Annotated in this window: 20 protein-coding genes; 8 read left to right on the top strand and 12 right to left on the bottom strand. The window is 64.2% G+C overall.

Annotated elements, in window-relative coordinates:
* Window positions 1-20 precede the first annotated feature (20 nt).
* The 11 genes from gmd to JI739_RS18060 are packed head-to-tail and all read right to left on the bottom strand — an operon-like array spanning window position 21 to window position 12,764.
* Window positions 21-1,055: a GDP-mannose 4,6-dehydratase gene (gene gmd / locus JI739_RS18110; RefSeq protein WP_201685337.1), complete on the bottom strand. Its 1,035-nt coding sequence runs from the start codon at window positions 1,053-1,055 to the stop codon at window positions 21-23.
* 16 nt (window positions 1,056-1,071) lie between these two features.
* The gene (galE, locus tag JI739_RS18105) at window positions 1,072-2,127 is read right to left on the bottom strand and encodes a UDP-glucose 4-epimerase GalE (RefSeq protein WP_201685336.1); all 1,056 of its coding nucleotides are present in this window, start codon (window positions 2,125-2,127) and stop codon (window positions 1,072-1,074) included.
* The gene (locus JI739_RS18100; protein WP_201685335.1) at window positions 2,124-2,939 is read right to left on the bottom strand and encodes a class I SAM-dependent methyltransferase; all 816 of its coding nucleotides are present in this window, start codon (window positions 2,937-2,939) and stop codon (window positions 2,124-2,126) included. Before JI739_RS18100 ends, galE begins: the two co-directional genes overlap by 4 nt.
* Entirely contained in the window at window positions 2,936-3,265 is a 330-nt protein-coding gene (locus JI739_RS18095) for a hypothetical protein (protein WP_201685334.1), read from the bottom strand. The genes JI739_RS18100 and JI739_RS18095 overlap by 4 nt, the downstream gene beginning before the upstream one ends.
* Window positions 3,266-3,275: 10 nt before the next feature.
* A complete protein-coding gene (locus JI739_RS18090) occupies window positions 3,276-5,354 on the bottom strand; it encodes a hypothetical protein (protein WP_201685333.1) in 2,079 nt (692 codons plus the stop codon).
* Window positions 5,351-6,433: a glycosyltransferase family 2 protein gene (locus tag JI739_RS18085; protein ID WP_236589839.1), complete on the bottom strand. Its 1,083-nt coding sequence runs from the start codon at window positions 6,431-6,433 to the stop codon at window positions 5,351-5,353. The genes JI739_RS18090 and JI739_RS18085 overlap by 4 nt, the downstream gene beginning before the upstream one ends.
* A 27-nt stretch (window positions 6,434-6,460) precedes the next feature.
* The gene (locus tag JI739_RS18080; protein WP_201685332.1) at window positions 6,461-7,633 is read right to left on the bottom strand and encodes a methyltransferase domain-containing protein; all 1,173 of its coding nucleotides are present in this window, start codon (window positions 7,631-7,633) and stop codon (window positions 6,461-6,463) included.
* A 13-nt stretch (window positions 7,634-7,646) separates the two neighbouring features.
* Window positions 7,647-8,975, bottom strand: coding sequence for an ABC transporter ATP-binding protein (locus JI739_RS18075; RefSeq protein WP_201685331.1), 1,329 nt, complete (start codon window positions 8,973-8,975; stop codon window positions 7,647-7,649).
* Window positions 8,965-9,795, bottom strand: a complete 831-nt coding sequence (locus JI739_RS18070; protein WP_354003751.1) for an ABC transporter permease — start codon at window positions 9,793-9,795, stop codon at window positions 8,965-8,967. The genes JI739_RS18075 and JI739_RS18070 overlap by 11 nt, the downstream gene beginning before the upstream one ends.
* Window positions 9,792-11,759: a glycosyltransferase family protein gene (locus JI739_RS18065; protein ID WP_201685329.1), complete on the bottom strand. Its 1,968-nt coding sequence runs from the start codon at window positions 11,757-11,759 to the stop codon at window positions 9,792-9,794. The genes JI739_RS18070 and JI739_RS18065 overlap by 4 nt, the downstream gene beginning before the upstream one ends.
* Before the next feature lie 12 nt (window positions 11,760-11,771).
* Entirely contained in the window at window positions 11,772-12,764 is a 993-nt protein-coding gene (locus tag JI739_RS18060; protein ID WP_236589838.1) for a GDP-L-fucose synthase family protein, read from the bottom strand.
* 278 nt (window positions 12,765-13,042) lie between these two features.
* On the opposite strand from JI739_RS18060, the gene JI739_RS18055 reads away from it, so the two are divergent.
* On the top strand, window positions 13,043-14,149 hold the full coding sequence (locus JI739_RS18055; protein WP_201685328.1) for a glycosyltransferase family 4 protein: 1,107 nt from the start codon (window positions 13,043-13,045) through the stop codon (window positions 14,147-14,149).
* A gap of 1 nt (window position 14,150) precedes the next feature.
* Here JI739_RS18055 and JI739_RS18050 read toward each other — a convergent pair whose 3' ends face one another.
* The gene (locus JI739_RS18050) at window positions 14,151-15,569 is read right to left on the bottom strand and encodes a mannose-1-phosphate guanylyltransferase/mannose-6-phosphate isomerase (RefSeq protein WP_201685327.1); all 1,419 of its coding nucleotides are present in this window, start codon (window positions 15,567-15,569) and stop codon (window positions 14,151-14,153) included.
* Window positions 15,570-15,716: 147 nt separating this feature from the next.
* Here JI739_RS18050 and argB point away from each other — a divergent pair, with 147 nt between their 5' ends.
* From argB to JI739_RS18015, 7 genes are all read left to right on the top strand, one after another.
* On the top strand, window positions 15,717-16,607 hold the full coding sequence (argB, locus tag JI739_RS18045; RefSeq protein WP_201685326.1) for an acetylglutamate kinase: 891 nt from the start codon (window positions 15,717-15,719) through the stop codon (window positions 16,605-16,607).
* A 90-nt stretch (window positions 16,608-16,697) separates the two neighbouring features.
* Entirely contained in the window at window positions 16,698-17,390 is a 693-nt protein-coding gene (locus JI739_RS18040; RefSeq protein ID WP_201685325.1) for a response regulator transcription factor, read from the top strand.
* 64 nt (window positions 17,391-17,454) lie between these two features.
* Window positions 17,455-18,861 (top strand): sensor histidine kinase, encoded by a 1,407-nt coding sequence (locus JI739_RS18035; protein ID WP_201685442.1) that lies wholly within the window; start codon window positions 17,455-17,457, stop codon window positions 18,859-18,861.
* A 77-nt stretch (window positions 18,862-18,938) separates the two neighbouring features.
* A complete protein-coding gene (slmA, locus tag JI739_RS18030) occupies window positions 18,939-19,625 on the top strand; it encodes a nucleoid occlusion factor SlmA (protein ID WP_201685324.1) in 687 nt (228 codons plus the stop codon).
* 102 nt (window positions 19,626-19,727) lie between these two features.
* Window positions 19,728-20,366: a TetR/AcrR family transcriptional regulator gene (locus tag JI739_RS18025; protein WP_201685323.1), complete on the top strand. Its 639-nt coding sequence runs from the start codon at window positions 19,728-19,730 to the stop codon at window positions 20,364-20,366.
* A gap of 26 nt (window positions 20,367-20,392) precedes the next feature.
* Window positions 20,393-22,189, top strand: coding sequence for an acyl-CoA dehydrogenase C-terminal domain-containing protein (locus JI739_RS18020; RefSeq protein WP_201685322.1), 1,797 nt, complete (start codon window positions 20,393-20,395; stop codon window positions 22,187-22,189).
* Window positions 22,186-24,591 carry a 3-hydroxyacyl-CoA dehydrogenase/enoyl-CoA hydratase family protein gene (locus tag JI739_RS18015; RefSeq protein WP_201685321.1) on the top strand — a complete coding sequence of 802 codons (2,406 nt, stop codon included), beginning with the start codon at window positions 22,186-22,188 and terminating at the stop codon, window positions 24,589-24,591. Before JI739_RS18020 ends, JI739_RS18015 begins: the two co-directional genes overlap by 4 nt.
* The last annotated feature ends 223 nt before the right edge of the window (window positions 24,592-24,814 follow it).

Raw genomic sequence — 24,814 nt, 5'->3', positions numbered from 1 at the left:
CTTGTCTGTCCGTCGCGTCGTCAGAACGACGTGCCCGCCTCGACGCGACGAAGGTCGGCTTTCACCATCATGTTGCAAAGCTGCTCGAGGGTGGTCCTCGGTTGCCAGCCGAGCTTGTCCTTTGCTCGCGCTGGGTCGCCGATCAGGAGGTCCACCTCGGCCGGCCGGTAGTAGCGCGGGTTGATTCGCACCACTGTCTTTCCGGTGGCCTGATCGACGGCCGCCTCGTTCTCGCCTTCGCCGCGGAACTCGAGCTGCACGTCCGCGGCTGCGAACGCCATGCGCACGAACTCGCGGACCGCCACCGTCCTGTTGGTGGCCAGAACGAAGGTGTCCGGCTCGGGCGCCTGCAGCATGCGCCACATGCCTTCCACGTACTCCTTGGCAAAGCCCCAATCGCGCTGCGCATCCAGGTTGCCCAGTTCCAGGCAGTCGAGCTTGCCGAGCTTGATGCGGGCTACGCCGTCGGTGATCTTGCGGGTGACGAACTCGCGGCCGCGCAGCGGGCTCTCGTGGTTGAAGAGGATGCCGCTGCTGCCGAAGATGTCGTAGCTCTCGCGGTAGTTCACCGTCATCCAGTGCGCATAGAGCTTGGCCACGCCGTAGGGGCTGCGCGGATAGAAGGGCGTCGCCTCCGTCTGCGGAATCGCCTGGACCTTGCCGAACATCTCCGAGGTGGACGCCTGGTAGAAGCGGATCTTCCGGTCCAGCAGGCGAATGGCTTCCAGCAGGTTCAGCGCGCCGAGTCCCGTGATCTGCGCCGTCGTCGTGGGCTGCTCGAAGCTCACGCCGACAAAGCTCTGCGCCGCGAGGTTGTAGATCTCGTCAGGCTGGGTCTGCTGAACCAGGGCGATGCTTGCACCCTGGTCCGTCAGGTCGTACTCGACCAGCTTGAGATTCGGGTGGGCATCGATCCCGAGCTCCTCGATGCGCCAGAAGTTCACCGAGCTCGTTCGACGGTATGTGCCGAAGACCCTGTACTGCTTTTCGAGCAGCAGTTGGGCGAGGTAGGCCCCGTCCTGCCCGGTGATGCCCGTGATGATTGCCGTCTTCACTGTGTTTCCCTGTAGTTCATGACGCACGGCCGCGCGGCGTTGGCGCGCTGCCTTCTTGTTGATGAGATTCCTTATGCTGCTGCCATCGCCATTGGTCGGCGCACATCCTATCGAGTGGCAACCGGGCGCTCCATCCCAGCAGCTCTTGGGCTGCGGTCGGGTCGGCAAAGCACTCGGCCACATCTCCCGGGCGTCGTGCCACGATCTTGTGCGGAATCGGACGGCCGCTTGCGCGCTCGTACGCCCGGATCACTTCGAGCACGCTATACCCCCTGCCGGTGCCGACATTGAGCGTAAAGCCGGGGTTGCCGCCGAGCAAGTGTTCGAGCGCTGCCACATGGGCCTCCGCGAGGTCCATCACGTGAATGTAGTCCCTCACCCCGGTCCCATCGGCCGTCGGATAGTCCCCGCCGAATACGGAAACGTACGGGCGCAAGCCGACAGCTACTTCGGCGATGTAGGGCATGAGGTTGTTCGGTGTTCCCTTGGGCTTCTCGCCGATCAGTCCACTGCTATGCGCGCCAACTGGATTGAAGTAGCGGAGCACGCCGATCGACCATGTGGAGTCACTCCGGTGAAGGTCGGCGAGTATTTCTTCGACGAACAGCTTGGATCGCCCGTACGGATTGGTGACGCTCACGCGTGCCGACTCTTGGATCGGCACAACTTCCGGTTGTCCGTACACCGTGGCGGATGAACTGAAGATGAGTCGTTTGACCTGGGCCAGCGACATCGCCTGGAGCAGTGTCACGGTGCCGTGCACGTTGTTGTCGAAGTAGGACAGCGGTTGTGCGACGGATTCACTGACCGATTTGAGACCCGCAAAATGCAACACCGCCTCGACCCGTCGGCCCGCGAGCACCTCGGAAAGCGTGCGCGTATCCCGCACGTCGGCTTGCATGAAAGGAATGGGGCGCCCCGCGATCTCGCGAACCCGCTCGAGTACATCGACGGTGCTGTTGGAGAGGTTGTCGAGGCCGATGACCTCGAAGCCACGCTGGAGCAGCAGCACGCAAACATGCGAGGCGATGTACCCAGTTGCGCCGGTGACCAGCACAGTCCTCTGGTTCAAGATGCTGCCCCGTCGCCGGCCTTACCGCGCAAGGGCGCGCGCCAGAGCGAAATGGTCGCGAACGACAACTTTCGTCCGACCGCGCTGTCCCAGAAGCAGCGATCCAGACCGAACATGGTTCGCACCAATGCCTGGCCGCCTCGATTCAGCGCCGGAAATGCGTCCGGGTTGTACCAGAGCACGTATGAGATCAAGCCTGCGGCGATTTCGTCGATTTTCTCGTAGCCGGCCTTCTGGAAATGGGCCAGCAGGTCTTGGCGCTCGTAGCCCTGTTCGGTGTCGACGTCGAACAGGGGGTTGCTCGCATAGATTCGCTGGCGCGTTCGGCGAGCGAGCCAGTTGTCGTGGGTAGGCTCGAAACTCAGGAAGTAGCCGCCTGGCTTGAGTGCTGCCGTAAGCGTCTTGATCGCTTCGCCGGTACGGGAGTAAACGTGGTGCAGTCCGCCGATCAGTACGATCAGATCGACGGGGGGAATTGGGGAGCTAAAGGTGGTGACATCGCCTTGCTCGATGCGCAAACCCGGCCGAGCCTTGCGAGCGATCTCGACCATGGCCTCGCTGTAGTCGAACCCGAGATAACTGAAGCCAGCGATTCCGGCATAGCGGCTTACGATGTCATAGCCCTCCGCCATGCCGCACATAGGTTCAAGAACGCTCTTCACTCCATTCATCAGCGGCACATGCCGCTGGAAAAAGTGCGTCCAGATCAGCCGCTTTAGTTCCAGGTGGTTGGGGTGCTTTCTTGCCGCGAAGTACTGCTCCGCGATGGAGTTGAAGTGCTCCCGCTGCTGTTCCAATAGGTCGGTGGTCATGCGTTTCTCCCCATCGCCGTAAAGTAGATACCGAGGATGATCAATGCAGCGCCGCTCGTTTGCATGAGCGATATGCGCTCACCGAGGAAGACCCTACCCGTCAGCATCGTGCAGACGATGAGCCCACCGGCTGCTATTGGGAATGCTAGCGAAAGTGGCAGCAACCGAAGCAACACGAGCCACAGCACCGCACCAGTGCCGTACAGCGCGACGCCGGTCACGAACCCGATCGACTGCCAGACATTGGCGGCTTTGATCAGGTAGAGGCCCAGGCAACTCGTCAGGACATAAACCACGACCAGGAATGCGGATAAGTAGCCTTTCATGGTGTTCCAGTCATGGTGTGGTCTGCCGCGCTGGATCGGGGCTGAGCGCAATTCGGGCGGCTAGTCGCCTCTTATCTCTATTGATGTTCATCTCCTTGGGAACAAAGGAGCGAGACACGTTGAATTTCCACTCCGTGTCGCCCACGGAGTCGGCGGCGGCCAGATTGATCACCAGTTCGTCCGGTGTGCCGACCTCGATCGTTTTGAAGGGCTCATCGTTCCGCGAAATTGCCAGTGTGACCGGCAAGGTGTGGGCCGGTACACTGAACTTCACCGAGAGTGGCGCGGCAAATCGATCACTCACGACCAGGCTGGCAGCGGGGCCGATCCATCCATCGGGAAAGCGGCCTTTCCAGAAAAACCTGGGTTTGTCGTCTTTGACCTTGTACAGCTTGTATCCGACTGACGAGTGCTCGACCGCAGGCCGGTGATGCCACACGTGCGGAAACCAGGCGGGAAAACGGATTTCGCTTTCGGCGACCACATCCATGTCGTACCAACCTTGTGCTTGCAGCAGCGACGAATCGTTGTAGAAAGGCGCGACGCCTCGGAGAAACCATAAACCCATGAGGCGCCCGGTAAAGGATAGGACGTAGTCTCCGCTGTTCGGGAGCGACCTCGTGTTCGAGTCGACCGCTGCGGGGTCGATACCCAATATGTCCATGACGTCCTTGTTCAATACGGCGGGATCGGTCAATTCCCCGATACCCCGTACCTCAAGAGGAACCCCGAGTTGTGTTTTCAGGAGCCGCGATGTACCGCCAATCTGTTCGGCAAAGAAGGGATAGGTATCGAGGATCAGTCTTGAGCGATCAATTCCAGGCAGCGTTGCGACCTTGTGCAAGGCGGCGGTGTAGATACGTGAGTACGCGATCTGGCTTGCCGTCACGTAGTAGATTTGCGCTGCGCTGTACACGAGCATCGCGACCGTGAACAGGACGGCAGTCCGGTAAGCCAGCCCGGAACCGTACGTGCGCCTGATCTGAACCAGGGCATAGATGGCGCAGACCTTGAAAGCAACACTAGGCAGTAACAAGTAATAGGTCATCGGCCAGCGCCAGATCAATAGAGCAAGCCAATAGCCCCACCCCAAGGCGCAGAGACTGGAAACAAAGATGAGGTCTTTCTGAGCTTGCGCCTCAGTGGCGGCGACCCTGAGCTGGCGTTGCCAAAGTATCAAGAGTGTCCCTACGCTCAAGACACCGAAGAACAAAATATCGGGATGCTGCCAGAGGTAGAAGCGGAGGTTCTCCTCGATGAGTCCCCAGGAAACCTCGTAAGACGTGTACGACTTGCGCACGTCGGTCCTGGGAAATAGGAGGTATGGAAGTTTGGCCAAGGCGAGTCCTGCGGCCAACCATCCGAAGAACCATAAATATTGCCGGGTTTCTGATTCGATCTTTCGACCTGTCGGCTCTATTCGGTTGGCCATCCATGAGAGCGCAGCACCGACACCCGCGAAGCCCAGGAGGACCATCGATGTCTCCTTGGTCAGCATGGCAATGGCGAAGAGAACTGCAATAGCTAACCCACGCCGGATCGAGAGCGCTTCCTGCAGCATCTGGATGCGCGCAAGCATCAGCACGCACACCACCAGCACAAACGACAGCGGCTCCGCCTTGCCCACGGTCGTCAGGTTCTCTCCGATCGAAGTACCGAGATAGATTGCCCCGAACACGACGGCCCCTGCCATCGTGCTGCGCGACAGACTGGTGGTCAGGCGACTTGCAATTAGCGTTCCAGCGAGGAAGAGGAGGCTTTGCGTCAGCAAGTAGGCGCCTGTCCGAGAACCAAACAGTGGGTATTGCAGGCAGTGGTACAGCCAGTAGACCGGAAAATATCGTCCCGATCCGTTGTACGGGGAGATGATCCAGGCAAGCCGCTCTTCAAGGTTTTCGCCCATGAAGAAAAGCTCGGGCAGGTCCAGGGGAAACCATCCGCTCAGGAAAACGGCCGGCAGGTTGATCGCTGCCCAAACCAAGGCCAAGGCGATCCCGATCCCCACCAAGCGCGTACTTGAACGTTTGGTGGAAACGCCGTTTCGGCCCCGATTTCCGGCCAGGGAGTCGAGCTCCAGTGAGCTGTTCATGGCAGCAGGTCGTCCGCAACTTCGTCGACCAGGAACCGCGGACGCTGCTTCACTTCGACAAAGATCTTCCCAACGTATTCACCGACCACCCCGATCGACAGCATCAGCAGGCCTCCCAACAAGTAAAGCGGGACGGTAATAGATGCCCAGCCGGGCAGGGTCTGGCCAAGGACGGTCCTGACAAGCGCTACACCCGCGAACACCACTGAGATGGCGCAGACGATTGCGCCAGTCCAGGAGATTAGGCGAAGCGGGACGGTGGAGAAGGATGTAATCCCGTTCCAAGCAAGCGACAGCATCTTCTTCAGCGGGTACTTGCTTTCACCCGCAAGCCGCGGCGAGAGGTGGTAGTGAACCGTCGCGATGCGGCCGTGGACCAAGGGCTGGAGCCCCCGCAGGAATAGAAGTCGCTCGGGAAACTGCGCAAGATTTGTTAGAGCACGAGCCGAGAGTAGGCGGCAATCCGCATGGTTTTCGACGAGATTGACTCCCATCAGCTTCATCAGCTTGTAGAACGCGGCGGCAGTTACCTTTTTCATTGCCGGATCTACGGTGCGCGATTCCTTCACGCCGAGGACGATTTCCGCGCCTGCCCGATGGGCGGCGATCATCTTCGGCAGCGCATCAAGGTCATCTTGAAGATCGGCATCGATGCTGATGACGGCATCGCAGCGGTTGGTGACGTATTCCAGCCCCGCCAAGAGGGCATATTGGTGACCGGCATTGCGTGCCAACCTCAGTCCGCGGATTTTGCCGGGATGCGCTTCCGCGGCTGCCTTGATCAGCGGCCAGGTCAAATCCCGCGAACCATCGTCGATGAGCAAGACATAGCTGTCGCCGCTGCATCCGTGGATCTGCTCTAATTCTGATAGCAGTGCAAGCAAGCGGGGGATGGAAAGTGGCAAGACTGCCTGCTCGTTGTAGCAGGGTGAGACGATGGCCATGCGAAGCGAGGGCGCGGCTTCCTGCCCTGTGGCTTGGGCGCTAGGCGACGGAGCCGCGCTGCCGCCGTCCTTGAGAAAAGCCGCCGGTGTCGGCATCTGACTTTTCGAGTCAATGGTCGAGGTGCTCTCAAGCATAAAAGGGAATCCGCGATTGAGGTCAGATCAGGCCAGTCGTCGGCCAGAGCCAGATTCGATCGGGCGGGACACGAAGTGGAACCCTTCTGACGGATGAAGTGCGTAATTGTGGAAGTCCTGGAACCGCGGGCCGTTACCCCGGCAGAACAGGCGTAAGTCCCACGGATGCTGCTCGACCATCGCGAGCCCCGCACGGCGAAAGGTCTCATGCCACCAAGTACGCGGGCGCAGCGTGACGTGATAAGGGCGCCCCGCTGAGTCCGTGTACTCCAGGAGGGAGATCGATCCGACAAAATAGCCGTCGGGCGCCAGATGGCTGCGGATCTGCTCCAAAGTTGTCGGCAGGTCTGTTTCCGCGATGTGTTCTAGCACCTCCCACATCGTGACCAGATTGAAAGCGACCTGCTGCCGGGTTTCGGCATGGCTTACCCTGTATGGCTTGGTGACATCACAAGTTCGAAGATTGTCCGGAAGCATGGGCCAATAGCCGATGCGATGCCTGCGGCAGTAGTCGGAGCCGTCGATGCCCAGGGCGGTGACACCGTTCATGGCGAACTCGTAGACCAGTCCGGCTGCACCAGTGCCGATGTCCATGGCCAGGAGGTCGGGGCCTAGTATGTCCACGCAGTGAATGACGAAGGGCGTCGGTCGAGACAGCCCTTCCATCGTGGACTGCGGCACCAGATGATCATGGCTATCGTTAGCCACCGGGTGCGCCGTTTCCAGGACAAGGTCCTTGGCGGCTCGCCTGGCCCGCTCAATCGGTGACTCCGTTGCCAAGGCGCCAGCCTCGGCGTACCACCTCTGCGAAAAGTCGACCTGGTGCTGCGTGGACATCAGCACCTGCTGGAGCTGGTGTTCGAGCGACCGCGAGCGTTCTTCCGCTATCTTCAGTAGCGTGTGCATGTTCAACAGCTCGTGCTCATGAGACCTCGACCGTTCTTCCAGCACCTGCACGAGACCTGCCGTCGAGGAGAAGTGGCCAACCACCGTCTGCAGCGAGTGCAACTGCTCCTGGCTGGTCTCGAGCAGCGCCGCTGATTTCGCCAGCGCATGTTCGAGCGTTCGTGACCGCTCCTCCGTGATCCGGGTCAATATCAGGAGCTGCTCCATCTGTTGCTGGAGGGACGCTATAGGCGGCGCGGCTACCCGGACGCGCCGAAGAAATTTACTCAACACGTTCGCAGTCTTGGCGGGCATGAGCCGTCTCGCATCAAACCGCCGAAGAGGCCGCGGTGTCGACCAGCGCGTGACCGGTCGGTTCGACCGAGACGATGGGTCGCATATTGAAGATGCCTCCATAGGCTGGCGCGGCGGCTGCTTCCGTCACCTTGATGTGTTCCACGTCATGCATCAGCAGGCAGGTTTCTTCGAACTCGGTCCGTGCGTATCCGCGATTGGCAATTCCGATGGAGAAGAAGTAATTGCCGGCGCGCAGGTTGAAGTCGAATGTGAATCGCGCGACGACTCGTTCGCCGCTGCCCATGGATGCCAAGGACTTCCCCATGGCGAAGGTGCTGACCTCGTAGATCGATTTGCCGAAGCGGTCCCTCACGATGAGTCCGAATGCCGGTTGGTCCAGAGCTCGGCAGATGAGCGCTTCGTATTCGACGGTAAGGAGGCTCTCACTTTCGACTTCTGTCACACGGTCGCCGCGAGCGTCCAACAGGCGGACGTCCAGTAGCCGCACGTCGCCATTGGTGGTTACCGTGGTCGCCTTTGGCCAGACCCCGTCGCCGTCCTGCGTGACGGCGAGCGGCTTGGTACCCATATCCCCCTTCTGCGTGATCAGCCCCTGGTAGAGGTCGATGATTTCGCGCGAAGTGCCAACGCCCACGAGCTTGCCGGCGTTCAACAGAACAGCCGAATCGCACAGCTGCTTGATCACCTCGGCGTCGTGGGAGACGAATAGCAGCGTGCCACCCGTGGCCTTGAATTCGGCCAAACGGTGGAAGCACTTGCGCTGGAAGTAGGCATCACCGACGGCCAATGCCTCATCGACGATGAGGATGTCGGGATCGAACGCCGTCGCGACAGCGAACGCGACGCGCATTTGCATTCCGCTGGAATAAGTGCCGAGCGGTCTGTCAAAGTGCTCGCCGATGTCGGCGAACTCCTCGATGCGTCGCATACGCTCGCTGATCTGTGTGGGAGTCAGGCCCAGCAGCGCGCCGTTCAACCGGACGTTCTCTCGACCGGTGAACTCCGGATTAAACCCGGAGCCGAGCTCCAGCAGGGCCGTCACCCGCCCTTCGGTCCTGACCGTCCCGCTGGTCGGAGTGAGCGTTCCGGCGATGATCTGTAGCAGGGTGCTCTTTCCGCTGCCGTTGAGCCCGACGATCGCGCACGATTCACCGCGACGCACCGTGAGCGAAACCTCGGACAAGGCCCAGAACTCCCGGAAGTACTGACGCGCCGGCTTTCCCAGCATTCGGCCCAAGCGAGGAACGATGAACTGCTTGAGCTGGTCGCTGGGACGCTCGAAGAGCTCAAAGCGCTTGGAGACCGCGCTGACCTCGATGGCGACGCTGTCAAAGGACATTCGCGAAGCCTTTCCGGGTCTTCTGGAACCAGGCGTAGCCGATCCAGGCGATGATCAGAGCGACGGCGCCATAGATGCCCAGCGCGCCGAAATCCGGCATTCTGCCAAGCATCAACACCGCGCGCGATTGCTCGATGATCAACGTGAGCGGATTCAGGAACAGCCATTCCCGCAAGGACGCCGGCAGGGCGGACACAGGGTAAAAGACGGGCGAAGCAAAGAGCAAAGCGGTCACGATCATTCCGATCGGATGCGCGACGTCCCTGACAAACACCCCGAGAGACGCAAGCATCCATGCCAGCCCGAGGGCCAGCGTCACCAAGGGGAGCCAGACGAGCGGTAGCAGGATGACTGACCAGGGCAAGCCGCCATTGGTGAGCATCAGGGCGACCAGCAGGACGCCCAAGCTGAGCACCGAATGGAAAAGAGCGGTTCCCATCGCAACCACGGGTAGAACCTCGAGGGGAAAGACGACCTTCTTGACGAAGTTCACCTGGGAGACCACAAGTCCCGGCGCCCGAGAAATGGCCTCGGCAAAGAGTCCATGCACGATCAGGCCCACGAACATCATCGTTGCGAATTGAGCCTTGTTCTGCGGAGTGTCCTGGCCCCACCTCGCCGTGAAGACGACTGAAAAAAGGAAGGTGTACATGGCCAACATCAGGATCGGGTTGACCAGCGACCACAGGATGCCCATCACCGAACCCTTGTAGCGGCCGGTGACCTCCCGCCGCACCAGCTGGAGAATCAAGGCACGATGTCGATGCAGGCTTCGCGGAAGCGAGAGCAGCGAAACCGGAAAGGGGGCATGCGGATTCACGCCAGTCCGAGCCTCCGACGCAGGGCAATCCATCTGGCCGCGGCACCGTGCTGGCGCAGAGCGTGGTATTGCAGTCGCCACCAGTCCGGCCGACAAGCTTTCACCAGCAGCCGGAACACAGACTTCGGCTCGATCGACATCGGGCTTGCGCTGCTGGCCAGTGGTTCAGGCCGGGTGCCGAACCCGAACCGAGGTTCCAGTGCCGCCGCCGCGAAGTCGCGCACGGCTTCAATGTCGGCGACGTGGGTGGCCGCGTCGACGGGCATGGCATCGTCGGGAAGGATGGTGATGCTGGCGGGCAGCTGCTGGGCAAGGCGGCCCTCGCCCAGCAAGGCAGCCGCGACCAGACCATCTACGTGGCGCAGCACGATCGCGATATCGGATGGAATCGCTGAGCGGCGGAAGATGAAGCGGCCCAGCCCCGTCCGGTCTCGACCTGCGGGCGAGCCGAACACAATGCACTCATGCACGTCATGCACGGGTGCACTGCCCGACTGCAGCACCGCGGCGGTCGCGGCCGCGGCCAGGGAGGGATCTCGCTCCAGGGCCCCGGCCAGCACCTCGATGTGGTTGGACCAAAGCCGCTCGTTCGGTGCCACCAGCACGAGGGCATCCGCTTCCGACAGCTCAGGCAGCAGTTGCAGGACGACAGCACCCAGCCGGCGCTTCCTGCCAATTCCCGACTCGGGCTCAATGTGTTGGAAATCGGCATGCACCAGCCCGATGCGGTCTTGAAACGCGCCCAGCGCCTGGGTGATCGCGGCCAGCTCGCGCGGCGGCAGGTTCGCGTCGACCACCAGTCGGGCCTGGACGCCCGTATGGCTCTGAATGCGCGCGCTCTCTAGGTGCGCCTGTAGCACGTCCGGACGGTACTCCGGCATCAGCAGCAGTAACTGCACGCGTAGGGCACCTGTCGATGCGGGATGACGCCGCTCGAAGAGGGCGCGATGTCGCGCAGGCAGCCCTTCGTAAAGGTCGCGAAGGTTGTGCAGCAACGTGAACCGTTCGCGAAAGATCTCCTGAGCGCGCGTTGCCTTCGCCAGAGCGGCTGATGGGTTGGCGCGTGCCCACTGCAGGTGGGCACGGATGTCCTGTTCGATCTGCTCGGCGGGACTGCGGCCATCGATGTAGAGCAGCGCGTCGCCGAAGTGCCGCCTGGCAAACGGGTTCTCGTCACAAATCACCAGGGCGCCAGCTGCGATGCTTTCGAACAGGCGGTTGGACATCAGCTCGGAATCCTTATGCGCCTGCGAGGAGAGCACCAGGGCAATGCCGGCCTTGGCAATCTCGTCAATCATCGAGACACCGTCGAACGGGACCTCCCCGACGTAGCTGCGATAGCCGGCCCAGACGCGCACCCCTTGAAAAACCGTCGGTCCGTAGATGCGCAGGAGTCCCGTGTCGTCGAGGCGCTTCAGAACCTCCTGGTGACGCGACTTGCCTCCACCCAGTGCCTCCCAATTGATGCCTGCGTAGAACAGCTGGCCTTCTCCAAGGCTGGGTGGGTGCACCACATCGGCCGTCGAATGGAACAGCCGGAAGAGGGGCGGCAAGTGCGTGGCCTGTCCGCGAATCATCCGCGCCACATGATCATCCGCAGCGATCGAATCGCAGCTCACGAAATCGTCGTGCGTGGTCAGGTTGCGTGACGTGCGCTGGTATCCCCACTCGAAGTAGAAGCGCAGGGGATTCCACAGCGCGACCAAGGAGAAGGCGTCGTAGAGCTTCGGGGTGTCGTAATGCAGATGCAGGACGAAGTCGACGTCCGCGCGCGTGATCCGTGTTTCAGGAGCTTCGATCAGGCGCCCATCGGCGTGAACTTCCACGCACTCGATGCGTAGCATACGGGCGGCGATCTTCAGCCTGGCGATGCACTCGTCCTCGGCCGTCTTGATGGCAGGCCAGAGCTTTACCACCGCGAACCGACCGCACATGCCGGGGGGCAGCTGGAACCCTTCAGTCATGACAAGTCGCATTTACAGCCGGGCGCCGGCGTTCGGGTTCTCAAGCAGTGCCAGGAAATCCTGGTAGGCCGATTGCAGGCCGCTACGTTCATCAATTCGAGGCTTCCAGCCCAGTTCACGAATCCGGCTGCTGTCCAGGAGCTTGCGCATCGTGCCGTTGGGCTTGGCGGTGTCGTAGCGGATGGTCCCCGTGAAGCCGACCACCTCCTGAATGAGCGAGGCGATCTCCGAAATTTGCAGGTCGTGCCCGGGCCCGACGTTGTACAGGTCGTGGACGGTTGGCGACCGCATCAGGCATTTCATGGCGTCGGCCAAGTCGTCGACGTGCAGCAACTCGCGACGAGGCGTCCCATCGCCCCAGACGAGCATCTCGGATGCACCTCGCGCCTTGGCTTCATGCGTGCGTCGCAGGATGCCCGCTACCACGTGGCTGTGCTGCGGATGGTAGTTGTCACCCGGCCCGTACAGGTTCGGCGGAATGATCGACAGGAAGTCGCAGCCGTACTGGCGTCGGTAGGCGCTGCATAGTTCGATACCCGCGATCTTGCTGACCGCATAGGCGCGAATGTTGGCGTCAAGTGGGCCGGTGAGAAGCGCCGTTTCGGCGATGGGCTGCGGCGCCTGTGAAGGGTAGGTGCAGTTGGACGCGACGAAGAGCAGCTTGCGCACGCCAGTGCGGTGGGCACCGACGATCACATTGGACTGGATGAGGAGGTTCTCACGCAAAAAGTCCGCCGGAAGCGTGGCGTTCGCGTGAATGCCTCCGACCTTGGCGCCGATGTGGAACACCAACTCCGGCCGGTTCTCGTCCATCCAGGCGAAAACGGCGGCCTGGTCGGTGAGGTCCAAGTCTGCGCGAGAGGTGAGCAGCAGTTGAGCCTCTTCGCGCTCGAGGCTCCGTACCATGGCCGAGCCGAGCATGCCGCGGTGCCCCGTGACCCAGACGCGGCGCCCGGCGAATGAATCAATCATTCGGCCAGAATGATTTTTCTCTTGGTAGCTCATCGTTGTCTATTCACTAAAGGGAACTCGCAGCATCCGCGTACCCGTTACCGTTCATCGGATTGGCCCGGACCGCTTGGTTCGTGCGCTAGGGGCAAGTGAATGGTTGCCGGCACTCAGGGCGTGGAAGACTGGCTGAGCCATCTCGCCAGCCATCGAATCCCGACCGGCGATTCTATCCGGGGGCGAAAGACGCTCTCCCTGGCCCAGCAGAGCCCTCTCTATAATCCGCGCCGCCGCCATCCCGATCGCTCCAGCGAGCGCCCGCTGCGGCTTATCGGATGCTTGCACTATTGGTTCTTTGTGGCTGCGCCTCGTTCGTAGGCTGTGGATTGTTGGTCCGATTAGGTCGCCATACGGCGCGCCGCTATCGAGACGACATGCCGCAGCGTTTTCACGTCGGACATGTTCCTCGACTGGGCGGCGTGGCCATGTTGGTTGCGTGTTTCATCGGCTGGGTTTGGATGGCTGTCGCCGAACCTTACCTGGGCGTTGTCAACGGGATCCGCTTCCGGGCTAGTGAAGCTGCCGTGTGGTCCGCTATCGTGCTGCTCGCCGGAGGTGGCGGCGTCCTCGAAGATCTGATTCACCGCTTGCGCGCGCGCTGGCGTCTGCTGTTCACGATCAGTGCGGCAGTGGTTGCGGCCGTGGCTTTCGACCTCCGGGTCCCCAGTCTCGGAATTCCGGCGCTCGATAGGTACTGGATGACCTCGCCGCTAGCCGGCGTCCTCCTGGCCATCCTGGCTACGGCCGGCCTGCCACATGCGTTCAACCTGATCGACGGCTACAACGGCCTCGCCGGGATGGTGAGCCTGATCTGCTGCTTGGCGCTAGCCTACGTGGCGCTGCTGGTGGGTGACCGCGCACTTGCGGCGGTTGTGCTGGCTCTCGCCGGATCGACTGCCGGTTTCCTGGTCTGGAACTATCCTCGGGGACTTATTTTTGCGGGGGACGGCGGTGCCTACCTGTGGGGTACCGTCATTGCGATCGCCAGCGTGGTGCTGACTCAGAGAAACCCGCAAGTGTCCCCCTGGTTTCCTATGCTCTTGCTGGCGTATCCCGTCATGGAAACCGTCTTCTCCGTCTATCGCAAGGTCGTGAGAGGGCAGTCACCAAGCTTGGCAGATGCGCTTCACCTTCATCAGTTGATCTACCGACGGATTGTTCGAGGTGTCTTTGACGAGGACAGCACCCGCCGGATGTTGATGCGCAACAACCGGACATCACCCTACCTGTGGGCATTCGCCGTACTCACGGTCGTGCCGGCTGCACTTTTCTGGCAGCAGACCCGTGTCCTGATTGCGTTTCTGATGCTGTTTGTCCTGTCGTACATCTACGGATACTTCAGCATCGTCCGGTTCAAGGTGCCGCGCTGGCTGCGGCGCTGAGCTAGACCCTACCGTAACAGTCGGCCAGGCGGACGATGTCGTCTTCACCGAGGTAACTGCCGCACTGCACCTCGATCAACACCAGTTCGTCGGAGCCCACGTTGGTCAATCGATGCTTCTCCCCCTTCGGGATGTAGCGAGACTGCCCTGGCTCAGTCAGGAACTCGCGCTCGCCGATCTGAACGCGCGCAGAGCCTTGCACCACGACCCAATGTTCGGAGCGGTGGTGGTGGTACTGAAGCGAAAGGGAGCCCCCCGGACTCACCGTGATGCGCTTGACCTTGTAGCCCTCTTCTTCCTTGAGCGTGGCGTACGTCCCCCAGGGACGGTGAACGGATGCGGGCAAATGCGTGCTTGCGTGTCCCCGACTCTTGAGGATGTCGACGACGCGCTTCACGTTTTGCGCTGAGGCCTTGTGTGCAACCAGGAGAGCGTCTGGGGTGTCGACGACGACCAGATCCTTGACCCCCACCATCGCGACGACCTTGGTGCCATGGCTTTCCACCTGCACGTGACTGCCTGTGGTGTCGAGTGCGACGACGTCCGTTGCGAAGGTATTCCCGACACTGTCGGCCGGGTGTGCATCCGCGACGGCGGGCCAGGAGCCGACGTCGCTCCAGCCGAATCGGGCCGGCACCACCCAGGTGTTGCGCGCCCTTTCCATGACTGCATAGTCGATGCTGATATCGGGCATGGTTCCGAACAGCGCGTTATCGAAGTGGGTGGCGTCGCCATTCGAGGACGCATGGTCGAACACACGCCGAGCGCTGGATGCGGTTTCGGGCGAGTGCTGCGATAGGGCATCCAGGATGGACCTGGCCGTGAAGCAAAACATCCCGCTGTTCCAGTAGAACCGGCCAGTCGCGAGATAGGACTGGGCGGTCGCCAAGTCGGGCTTCTCGACAAATTTCAGGATCGGTTGGCTTTTGCGCGACACATGTTCGACTTCGATGTAGCCAAAAGCCGTCTCAGGCGACGTCGGTCCAATTCCGAACACCACGAGATTCTTCTCGCGAGCCAGCGCCGCGGCTTCCAGGGCATTCGCGACAAAGGCTTCATTGTCGGGAATCAAGTGGTCGGCAGGCAGGACCACCATCACGGTGTCCGGCCCATAAGTCTTATCGCAGTGCATGGCGGCCAGTGCGATGGCGGGCGCGGTGTTTCGGCCGACCGGCTCCAGCACATAATGAACCCTGATCGAGGGGGAGGCCTGTTTCAACTCGGTCCGGGTTAGGTGCACGTGCTCCTGATTGGTGACGATCACCACGTCGTCACTGCCGCAGGCATGGCCTCGTTGAACCGCTTGCAAGAGCAACGAGCTTTCTCCAAGTCGCATGAATGGCTTGGGATGCGCCTGCCGTGACGCCGGCCAGAGGCGGGTTCCGGCTCCACCGGATAGCACGACAGCGACGATCTTCAAGATTGGGCTCCCATTCAAAGGGGCTGTATCTTACCGGCGGCTCGGCAGAGCCCCGCCTGCCGGTGTCTTCGCTGCAGAGGGCGACGCCTGGCGCGTCTCGTGGCAACCGCGGTGCGGCACAATTTCCACCTCCAATATTGCCGCGCCATGTCCAACGTCCCCCCCATCTCCCCCCGCGACAAAGCCGAAATCCTCGCCCAGGCCCTGCCGTACATCCGCAAGTTCCACGGCAAGACCATGGTCATCAAATACGGCGGCAACGCCATGACCGATCCGGAGTTGCAGGCCGATTTCGCCGAGGACGTCGTGTTGCTCAAGCTCGTGGGCATCAACCCGGTGGTGGTGCACGGTGGCGGCCCGCAGATCGAGACGGCGCTCAAGCGCCTGGGCAAGACGGGGCACTTCATCCAGGGCATGCGCGTGACCGATGCCGAGACCATGGAAGTCGTGGAGTGGGTGCTCGCCGGCGAGGTGCAGCAGGACATCGTGGGCCTGATCCACCAGGCCGGGGGCAAGGCGGTGGGGCTGACCGGCCGGGACGGCGGACTGATCCGCGCCCGCAAGCTCAAGATGGTCGACCAGGCCGACCCCTCCAAGGAGCACGACGTGGGCCAGGTGGGGGACATCGTCGCCATCGATCCCGCCGTGGTGAAGGCGCTTCAGGACGACCAATTCATCCCCGTCATCAGCCCGATCGGCTTCGGCGACCAGAACGAGAGCTACAACATCAACGCCGACGTGGTGGCGGCCAAGCTGGCCACGGTGCTGCAGGCCGAGAAGCTGCTGATGCTGACCAACATCCCCGGGGTGCTGGACAAGCAGGGTGAGCTGCTGCCAGAGCTCACCATGGACCGCATCGACGAGCTGATCGCGGACGGCACCATTTCAGGCGGCATGCTGCCCAAGATCGCGGGCGCCCTGGACGCCGCCCGCAGCGGCGTGAACTCGGTGCACATCGTGGACGGCCGGGTGCCGCACGTGCTGTTGCTGGAGATCCTGACCGAGCAGGCCTTCGGAACCATGATCCGATCGGCCTAGCCGCTGACGCGACCGCTGATACGTCGGTATTCACTCTCTTCCACGAAGGGGAAGTGTCTGCTAAGTTAGTTCGCAAGGATGGAACTGGCTATGAGACTCTTGCTCGTGGAAGACGACCTGATGGTGGCCAGCGGCATCAAGCTGGGCCTGTCGGATGCCGGTTATGCGGTGGACTGGGTAGGCAGCGGCGAGCGCGCCGAAGAGGTGCTCAAGAAAGAGACCTTCGACGCGGCGATCGTCGACATCGGCCTGCCCAGCATGAACGGGCTCGAACTGACACGCAGGCTGCGCAAGGATGGCTCGGCGAGTGCCGGCATGCCGGTGCTGATCCTCACCGCCCGCGACGCCCTCCATGACCGGGTCCAGGGGCTGGACCTCGGGGCCGACGACTACATGGTCAAGCCGTTCGAGCTGCCCGAGCTGCTCGCCCGGTTGCGGGCCTTGCTGCGCCGGTCGCAGGCGGCCACTTCCGCGGTGCTGACCTTCGGGCCCCTCGAGCTGGACACGGCCAGCCGGCGGGCCGGGGCGCGCCGCGGCGATGAACTCGTGCTGATCGAGCTCGGCCCGCGCGAGTGGACGGTGATGGAGTACTTGTTGCTGAACGCACCCAAGCCGGCCAGCAAGGACAAGTTGCTGCAGGCATTGACCGGCTGGGACAAGGAGATCACGCCTAACGCGGTAGAGGTGTACATCTCTCGCCTGCGCAGCAAGCTCGAGCCGTTCGGCGTGGCGCTTCGATCGATCCGGGGGTTCGGCTATCGCCTCGAGATGATGGGGCCCTGACGTGCAGGCATCCCTGCGCCTTCGGGGTGCGGAGCGGCTGGCCGGCCGGGCCAAGCCGGGCACGCTGCTGATCGGGCTGCGGCGGCGCCTCATGGTCATGCTGATGGGGCCGCTGCTGCTGCTGTCGCTGGTCAACGCCTGGCTCGAGTACCGCGCGGCCGGAAATGTCGCCACGCTGCAGGACCAGCAGCTCCAGGCCCTGCTGCCCCTGCTGGCCGACTCCCTGATCGCGGACGACCAGGGCACGCTGCACCTGCTGGCCGCTCCCGGACTCGACCGCTTCCTGCAAAGCCGCCCGGAGACGGCGGCGTACGGCTTCAGCGATTCCGAGGGGCGCCTGCTCCACGGCGCTTCCTGGCTTGCGGCCGAGCCGCTGGCCCGCCGCGACACAGCGTGGGAAAGCGTCGAGCACCGCGGCATGACCTGGCGCGTGGTCCGGCAGCGCCAGAAGACGGTGCTCGGCGACACCTGGGTGGCCCTGGCCGATGCGTCCGATCCGCGCCAGCAGTGGGTGCGTGCGATCGCCATCAAGGTCCTGCTGCCCAACCTGTTGATCATCCTTGTGGCGGCGGTCGCGGTGCATTGGGCCGTCGGGCGCGCCTTGCGGCCGCTGCTGCAGCTCACCGAAGCGGTGGACCGCCGCTCCCCCGGCGATCTCCATCCCATCGAACAGGCATCGTCACCCGAGGAGGTCCGGCCCCTGGTGGCCGCGCTGAACCGGCTGTTCGCGGTGGTCAACGCGCAGGCAGAGAGCCAGCGCCGCTTCATCTCCGACGCCGCGCACCAGCTGCGGACTCCGCTGGCCGGACTGCAGGCGCAGGTCGAGGCCTGGGCGCAGGCGGCCCGACGCATCGCTCCGCCGGGTGGGCCGGGCACCATGCTGCTGCCGGTCGAGCAAATCGAGAAGTTGCGTGGTGCCACCCGGCGCACCACCCAGCTGGCCAACCAGCTGCTGGCGCTGTCACGGGCTGATTCGCGCAGCATGAGCGCCCAGCCCATGGTTCCGGTCGACCTGAAGCAGCTGTGCGAGGCCATGCTCGAACAGCACCTGGACGCGGCCGGCCAGCGCGGCATCGATCTCGGCGTCGAGACTCGCGTGGGCAGCGTGCCCGGTTACGAGTGGCAGCTGCGCGAACTGCTGTCGAACCTGGTGGACAACGCGATCCGCTATACGTCCTCGGGTGGCTGCGTCACCATCCGCTGCGACGCCGACGACGGTGGGCCCTTCATCGAAGTCGAGGACGACGGCCCCGGCATCCCCGAATGCGAGCGCTCACGGGTGCTCGAGCGCTTCTACCGAGTCAAGGGCACGCAGGGGGAGGGTACCGGTCTGGGGCTGGCCATCGCCGAGGCCATCGCCCGTGCACACGGCAGCCGCCTGGAGCTGCGCAACGGCGGCAGCGGGCGAGGCCTGAAAGTGCGCCTGACCTTGGCCGGCCTGGGTGCAGGGGTGAGTGCGCACTCGGCCTGAGGGCCGCGCCAAGACGCGATCAGCTCAACAGTGCTGTGCCACAATGGTCCGCTCCCACCAGCCCTCCAGCCCGCCACATGCCCGACGCCGAGCAGCAGCCCCTCACGCGCGATGTCTCCTCGGATGCCGACCTGCCGGCTGCATCAGGAGAGCGCCCCAGCCGCAAGCGGCCCAAGCCGGGCGAGCGGCGCGTGCAGATCCTGCAGGCCCTCGCGACCATGCTGCAGCAGCCGGGGGCCGATCGCGTCACCACCGCTGCACTGGCCGCCCGGCTGGACGTGAGCGAAGCGGCCCTTTACCGGCACTTCGCGAGCAAGGCGCAGATGTTCGAGGGGCTCATCGACTTCATCGAGCAGAGCGTCTTCACCCTCATCAACCAGATCACCGAGCGCTCCGCGCCGCCTGGCGACGATGCCGGCCGCACGCCATTCAAGCAGGCAGCGGCCATTGCCGCCATGCTGCTGCAGTTCGCCGAGCGCAACCCCGGCATGTCCCGGGTCATGGTGGGCGACGCCCTGGTGTTCGAGAACGAGCGCCTGCAGCAGCGCATGAACCAGTTCTTCGACAAGGTCGAGGCGGCGTTGCGCCAGTGCCTGCGGGCTGGCGCAGAGGCGGCCGGCTCGGCGACGCCCACGGTCGATGCCCAGGTCCGCGCCTCCATGCTGATCGCCTTCGTGCTGGGCCGCCTGCAGCGCTTTGCCCGGTCCGGTTTCAGCCGGCCGCCCTCCGAGCACCTGGACGCCTGCCTCTCGCGCATGCTCTGAGTTTTCCGCAGCCGCAGGGAAAGTCGATTCATCCAGGCGCGAGGGGCGCCCCTGGCGTCTGCGTTTGGCCGCAAAATAGAACGACCGTTCGTTTTTGCGCTCATGCCCTCTCATCCCTCCAGCTTCCCCTCCTCCAGCCGTTCGCCGCGTGCCCTGCCCAAGGGCCAGCAGACGCGCGCCGCCATCCTGAACGCGGCTGTGGCGCTGGCAGCGCAGGCGGGCCTGGAGGGGTTGTCCATCGGGTTGCTGGCCGAAGTCACCGGAATGAGCAAGTCCGGCGTGTTCGCGCATTTCGGCTCACGCGAAGAGTTGCAGATCGCGGTGATCGGCGAATACCACGCCCGCTTCGAGGACGAGGTGTTCCGCCCCGCGCTCGAGCAGCCGCGTGGGCTGCCTCGCCTGCGTGCGCTGCTGGCCAACTGGATGCACCGCACCTCGCTGGAGATCGACTCCGGCTGCCTGTACATCAGCGGTGCTGTCGAGTTCGACGACCGACCCGGCCCGGTGCGCGATGCGCTCGTGGCCTCGATCGAGACCTGGATGGCCGCCGTCCGCCGCGCCATCGCCTCGGCCCGCCAGGAGGGCCACCTGCGGCCCGAGGCGGACGAGGACCAACTACTTTTCGAGATCCACGGCCTTGTCCTGGCCTTGCACCACGAGGCCCGCCTGTTGCGGCGCCCGGACGCCCGGATCCGGGCCGAGGCCGGACTGGACAACCTGCTGCGACACCGGCTCATCTGAAGCATTTCCGACCTCCAGGAGAAAACATGCCCATCTACCACCCGCCCCTGCGCGACATGCGCTTCGTGCTGCACGAAGTGCTCGGCGTCACCGACGTGCTGCGGCACATGGCGCCGCACGCAGAAACGGACACGGCGACGTTCGACGCGGTGATCGAGGAAGCCGGCAAGTTCGCCGCCGAGGTGGTGCTGCCGCTGAACGCCGTGGGCGACCGCGAAGGCTGCCGGCTCGATCCGCAGACCCACGAGGTGAGCACGCCCAGTGGCTTCAAGGAAGCGTTCGCCCGGTACGTCGAGGGTGGCTGGCCGGCCCTGTCCTGCGACCCGGCGTTCGGCGGGCAGGGGCTGCCGCTGGTGCTGAACCAGTGCCTGTTCGAGATGCTCAACTCGGCCAACCAGGCGTGGACCATGTACCCCGGTCTGACGCACGGCGCGTACGAGGCCCTTCAGGCCCACGGCACCGACGAACAGAAGCGGCAGGTCCTGCCCCGCCTGACCAGCGGCGAGTGGACCGGCACCATGTGCCTGACCGAGCCGCATTGCGGCACCGACCTCGGGCTGCTGCGCACGCGCGCCGAGCCGCAGGCCGATGGCACCTACCGGCTGACCGGCCAGAAGATCTTCATCTCCGCCGGGGAGCACGACCTGGCCGCCAACATCGTGCACCTGGTCCTGGCGCGCCTGCCGGATGCACCCGAAGGCAGCCGCGGCATCAGCCTGTTCATCGTGCCCAAGTTCCTCATCAACCCGGACGGCTCGCTGGGCGAGCGCAACGGCATCCACTGTGGAGGGCTCGAGGAGAAGATGGGCATCCATGGCAATGCCACCGCGCAAATGGTGCTCGACGGCGCCGTCGGCACGCTGGTGGGCAAGCCCAACAAGGGCCTGCAGGCCATGTTCGTGATGATGAACGCCGCGCGCATCGGCGTGGGCACGCAGTCGCTGGGCCTGACCGAAACGGCCTACCAGAACGCGCTGGCTTATGCCCGAGAGCGCCTGCAGTCGCGCAGCCTGAGCGGCGCCAAGGCCAAGGACCAGCCGGCCGATCCCATCATCGTCCATCCGGACGTGCGCCGGCTGCTGCTCACGGCCAAGGCGTATGCCGAGGGCGGGCGCGCCCTGGCCCTGTACAGCGCCTTCCTGCTCGACCGCGAGATGCACGACCCCGACGAGGCCGTGCGGCGCGACAGTGCCGAACTGGTGGCCCTGCTCACCCCCATCGTCAAGGCCTTTCTCACCGACAACGGGCACATCGCCACCAACGCCTGCCTGCAGGTGTTCGGCGGGCACGGCTACATCCGTGAAACAGGCATGGAGCAACTGGTGCGGGACAACCGCATCAACATGATCTACGAAGGGACCAATGGCATCCAGTCGCTGGACCTGCTGGGCCGCAAGGTACTGGGCGACAACGGCGCGGCGCTCAGGAAGTTCGGCAAGCTGGTGGCGCGGCTGGTCGAGGAGGAAGGCGTGAACGAAGACATGGCCGAGTTCATCAACCCGCTGGCGTACCTGGGCGAGCAGATGACCCGGCTGACCACCGAGCTGGGCTTTCGCGCGCACCAGAACCCCGATGAGGTGGGCGCCGCGTCGGTCGACTACCTGCGCGCGGCGGGGCACCTGGTGTTCGGCTACCTGTGGGCCCGCATGGCCCAGGTCGCCCTGCGGCAGATCGCGGCCGGCAGCGACGACCCCTTCTACACGGGCAAGCTGCAGACCGCCCGCTTCTACTTCGCGCGGCTGTTCCCCGAGACCGCAGCGCTGATGCGCACCGCGCGCAGCGGTGCCAAGGTGCTGCTGGACACCGAGCAGGCCCTGGCATGAGCGCGGACCCATTCCTCGTGCGTCGCGTCGCAGTCCTCGGAGCCGGCGTCATGGGCGCGCAGATCGCGGCTCACCTGGTCAACGTGAGGGTGCCGGTGATCCTGTTCGATCTGGCGGCGCGCGAAGGCCCGCCCAACGGGATCGTCGACAAGGCCATCGAAGGGCTGAAGAAGCTCAAGCCCGCGCCACTGGGGCTGGCCGAGGAAGCCGCCCTGGTCGAGGCGGCCAACTATGACCAGCACCTGCCCCGGCTGGGGGAATGCGACCTGGTGATCGAGGCCATCGCCGAGCGCATGGACTGGAAGCGCGAGCTGTATGCGCGCATCGCGCCGCACCTGGCACCGCAGGCCATCCTGGCGACCAACACCTCGGGCCTGTCGATCACCGGCTTGTCGCAGGCGCTGCCCGAGCCGCTTCGCCCGCGCTTTTGCGGCATGCACTTCTTCAACCCGCCTCGCTACATGCAGCTGGTCGAGCTGATCGCGACGCGGTCCACCGACCCGGCCATCCTCGACCGGCTGGAAACTTTCGCCACCCGCACCCTGGGCAAGGGCGTGGTGCGGGCCAAGGATTCCCCCAACTTCATCGCCAACCGCGTCGGCATCGCCGGCATGCTGGCGACCTTGCGCGAAGTCGAGCGTTACGGCCTCGGCTACGACGTCGTGGACGATCTCACCGGCCGCAAGCTGGGCAGGGCTTCCAGCGGCACCTTCCGCACCGCCGACGTCGTGGGCCTCGATACGCTGATGCACGTGGTCCGCACCATGCAGGAGCAGCTCGACCCGGCGCTCGATCCGTTCCACGACAGCTACGCCACGCCCCCCGTGCTGCAGGTGCTGCTGGACCAGGGCCGGCTCGGCCAGAAGACCCAGGCCGGCTTCTACCGCAAGGCCGGGCGCGACATCCTGCGGTTCGATCCCGCCCGCGGCGAGTACGTCCCCGCCGGCGAAAAGGCCGACGAGGTGTACGCCCGCATGCTCAAGAAGCCGCCGGCCGAGCGCCTGGCGTTGCTGCGACATGCGAAAGGCCCGCAGGGCCGCTTCCTGTGGGCCGTGCTGCGCAACAGCTTCCACTACGCGGCCGTCCACCTGCAGGGCATCGCCGAGACGGCAGCGGACGTCGACCTGGCCATGCGCTGGGGCTTCGGGATGAAGCAGGGACCGTTCGAGCTGTGGCAGGAAGCCGGCTGGCTGCAGGTGGCCCACTGGGTGCAGGAGGACATCGACGCCGGACGTGCGCTGTCCGGAGCGCCGCTGCCGCGCTGGGTGTTCGAGGGGCCGGTGGCCGACGCTGGCGGCGTTCACACGGCGCAGGGCTCGTGGAACCCGGCGGCCGGCCGCTTCGAGCCGCGGCGCGTGCTGCCGGTGCACCAGCGGCAGCTGTTCCCTGAGGCGGTGTCGGGCACCGCCGCGCCGCGCCCGCGGTCGGCCGGTCGAACCGTGCACGAGGACGCTGGCCTGCGCCTGTGGACGCTCGACGACGAGGTGCTCATCGCCAGCTTGAAGACCAAGATGCACGTGATCAGCCCCGAGGTGGCCGAAGGGCTGCAGCGCGGCATCGAGTGGGCCGAGCAGGACTTCCAGGCGCTGGTGCTGTGGTCGCCCGACGAGCCGTTCTCGGTCGGCGCCGACCTGCAGGCCATGCTGCCGGCCTACATGGCGGTGGGTGTGGCCGCCATCGAAGACGCCCAGCAGCACCTGCAGCAGACGATGCTGCGCATGCGCTATGCCGCCGTGCCGGTGGTGGCGGCGATCCGCGGCATGGCCCTGGGCGGCGGCTGCGAGCTGGCGCTGCACTGTGCCCGGCGCGTCGCCGCGTTCGAAAGCTACATCGGCCTGGTCGAGGTGGGCGTCGGTCTCGTTCCAGGGGCGGGCGGCCTGACCTACATCGCGCGCCGCGCCGCCGAGAACCAGCGCTCGTCCACGCACAAGGACCTGCTCGCCTTCTTGACCGAACCGTTCACCGCGGCCGCCATGGCCAGGGTGGGCACCAGCGCGCTCGAGTCGCGTCAGCTCGGTTACCTGCTCGACAGCGACGTCATCGTGCCGCACCGCGACGAGCTGCTGTGGGTGGCGATTCGCGAAGCCGGGGCGCTGCATGACGCCGGCTGGCGCCCGCCGCTGCGCCGGCCGTTCCCGGTGGCCGGGCGCAACGGCAAGGCGACCATCCAGGGCCAGCTGCTGAACATGCGCGACGGCGGCTTCATCAGCGTCCACGACTTTCGCATCGCCAGCGCCATGGCGCATGTGGTCACCGGCGGCGACGTGGATGCAGGCACGCTGGTCGACGAGGCGTACCTGATGAAGCTGGAGCGCGAGGCCTTCTGCTCGCTGGTCGAACATCCCAAGACCCAGGAGCGGATCCTGGCCATGCTGAACACCGGCAAGCCCCTGAGGAATTAGATGCCCCCCGAAGCGCCTTCGGCGCCCCCCCAGGGGGGCACAACCATCGGCCCGGCAAAGCCGGTTCCGCGGTTGCCGCTGGAAGGGCCTACCGCTGCGCGGTGGCCTCTGTGGGGCCCCTGCTTGCCAGGGGCTGGCGAGGGCTGTTCCGCAGTTGCAGCTGGGATGGCCTTCAGCTGCGGTGGCACGGCCCGGTGATTCAACGCATCGTGAGTAACTGACC

The sequence above is a fragment of the Ramlibacter aurantiacus genome, from assembly GCF_016722895.1.
Classification (GTDB): domain Bacteria; phylum Pseudomonadota; class Gammaproteobacteria; order Burkholderiales; family Burkholderiaceae_C; genus Ramlibacter; species Ramlibacter aurantiacus.
Note: the sequence above shows the minus strand (reverse complement) of the source record. Positions and strands in the feature narration are given on the sequence as shown.

Coding starts and splice junctions, on each gene's coding strand:
- JI739_RS18055 (WP_201685328.1), top strand. CDS start 13,043: ATGCTTGCACTATTGGTTCTTTGTGGCTGCGCCTCGTTCGTAGGCTGT.
- JI739_RS18095 (WP_201685334.1), bottom strand. CDS start 3,265: ATGAAAGGCTACTTATCCGCATTCCTGGTCGTGGTTTATGTCCTGACG.
- argB (WP_201685326.1), top strand. CDS start 15,717: ATGTCCAACGTCCCCCCCATCTCCCCCCGCGACAAAGCCGAAATCCTC.
- JI739_RS18025 (WP_201685323.1), top strand. CDS start 19,728: ATGCCCTCTCATCCCTCCAGCTTCCCCTCCTCCAGCCGTTCGCCGCGT.
- JI739_RS18020 (WP_201685322.1), top strand. CDS start 20,393: ATGCCCATCTACCACCCGCCCCTGCGCGACATGCGCTTCGTGCTGCAC.
- JI739_RS18065 (WP_201685329.1), bottom strand. CDS start 11,759: ATGACTGAAGGGTTCCAGCTGCCCCCCGGCATGTGCGGTCGGTTCGCG.
- JI739_RS18080 (WP_201685332.1), bottom strand. CDS start 7,633: ATGCCCGCCAAGACTGCGAACGTGTTGAGTAAATTTCTTCGGCGCGTC.
- JI739_RS18090 (WP_201685333.1), bottom strand. CDS start 5,354: ATGAACAGCTCACTGGAGCTCGACTCCCTGGCCGGAAATCGGGGCCGA.
- slmA (WP_201685324.1), top strand. CDS start 18,939: ATGCCCGACGCCGAGCAGCAGCCCCTCACGCGCGATGTCTCCTCGGAT.
- JI739_RS18015 (WP_201685321.1), top strand. CDS start 22,186: ATGAGCGCGGACCCATTCCTCGTGCGTCGCGTCGCAGTCCTCGGAGCC.
- JI739_RS18075 (WP_201685331.1), bottom strand. CDS start 8,975: ATGTCCTTTGACAGCGTCGCCATCGAGGTCAGCGCGGTCTCCAAGCGC.
- JI739_RS18040 (WP_201685325.1), top strand. CDS start 16,698: ATGAGACTCTTGCTCGTGGAAGACGACCTGATGGTGGCCAGCGGCATC.
- JI739_RS18100 (WP_201685335.1), bottom strand. CDS start 2,939: ATGACCACCGACCTATTGGAACAGCAGCGGGAGCACTTCAACTCCATC.
- JI739_RS18060 (WP_236589838.1), bottom strand. CDS start 12,764: ATGAGCTACCAAGAGAAAAATCATTCTGGCCGAATGATTGATTCATTC.
- JI739_RS18085 (WP_236589839.1), bottom strand. CDS start 6,433: ATGCTTGAGAGCACCTCGACCATTGACTCGAAAAGTCAGATGCCGACA.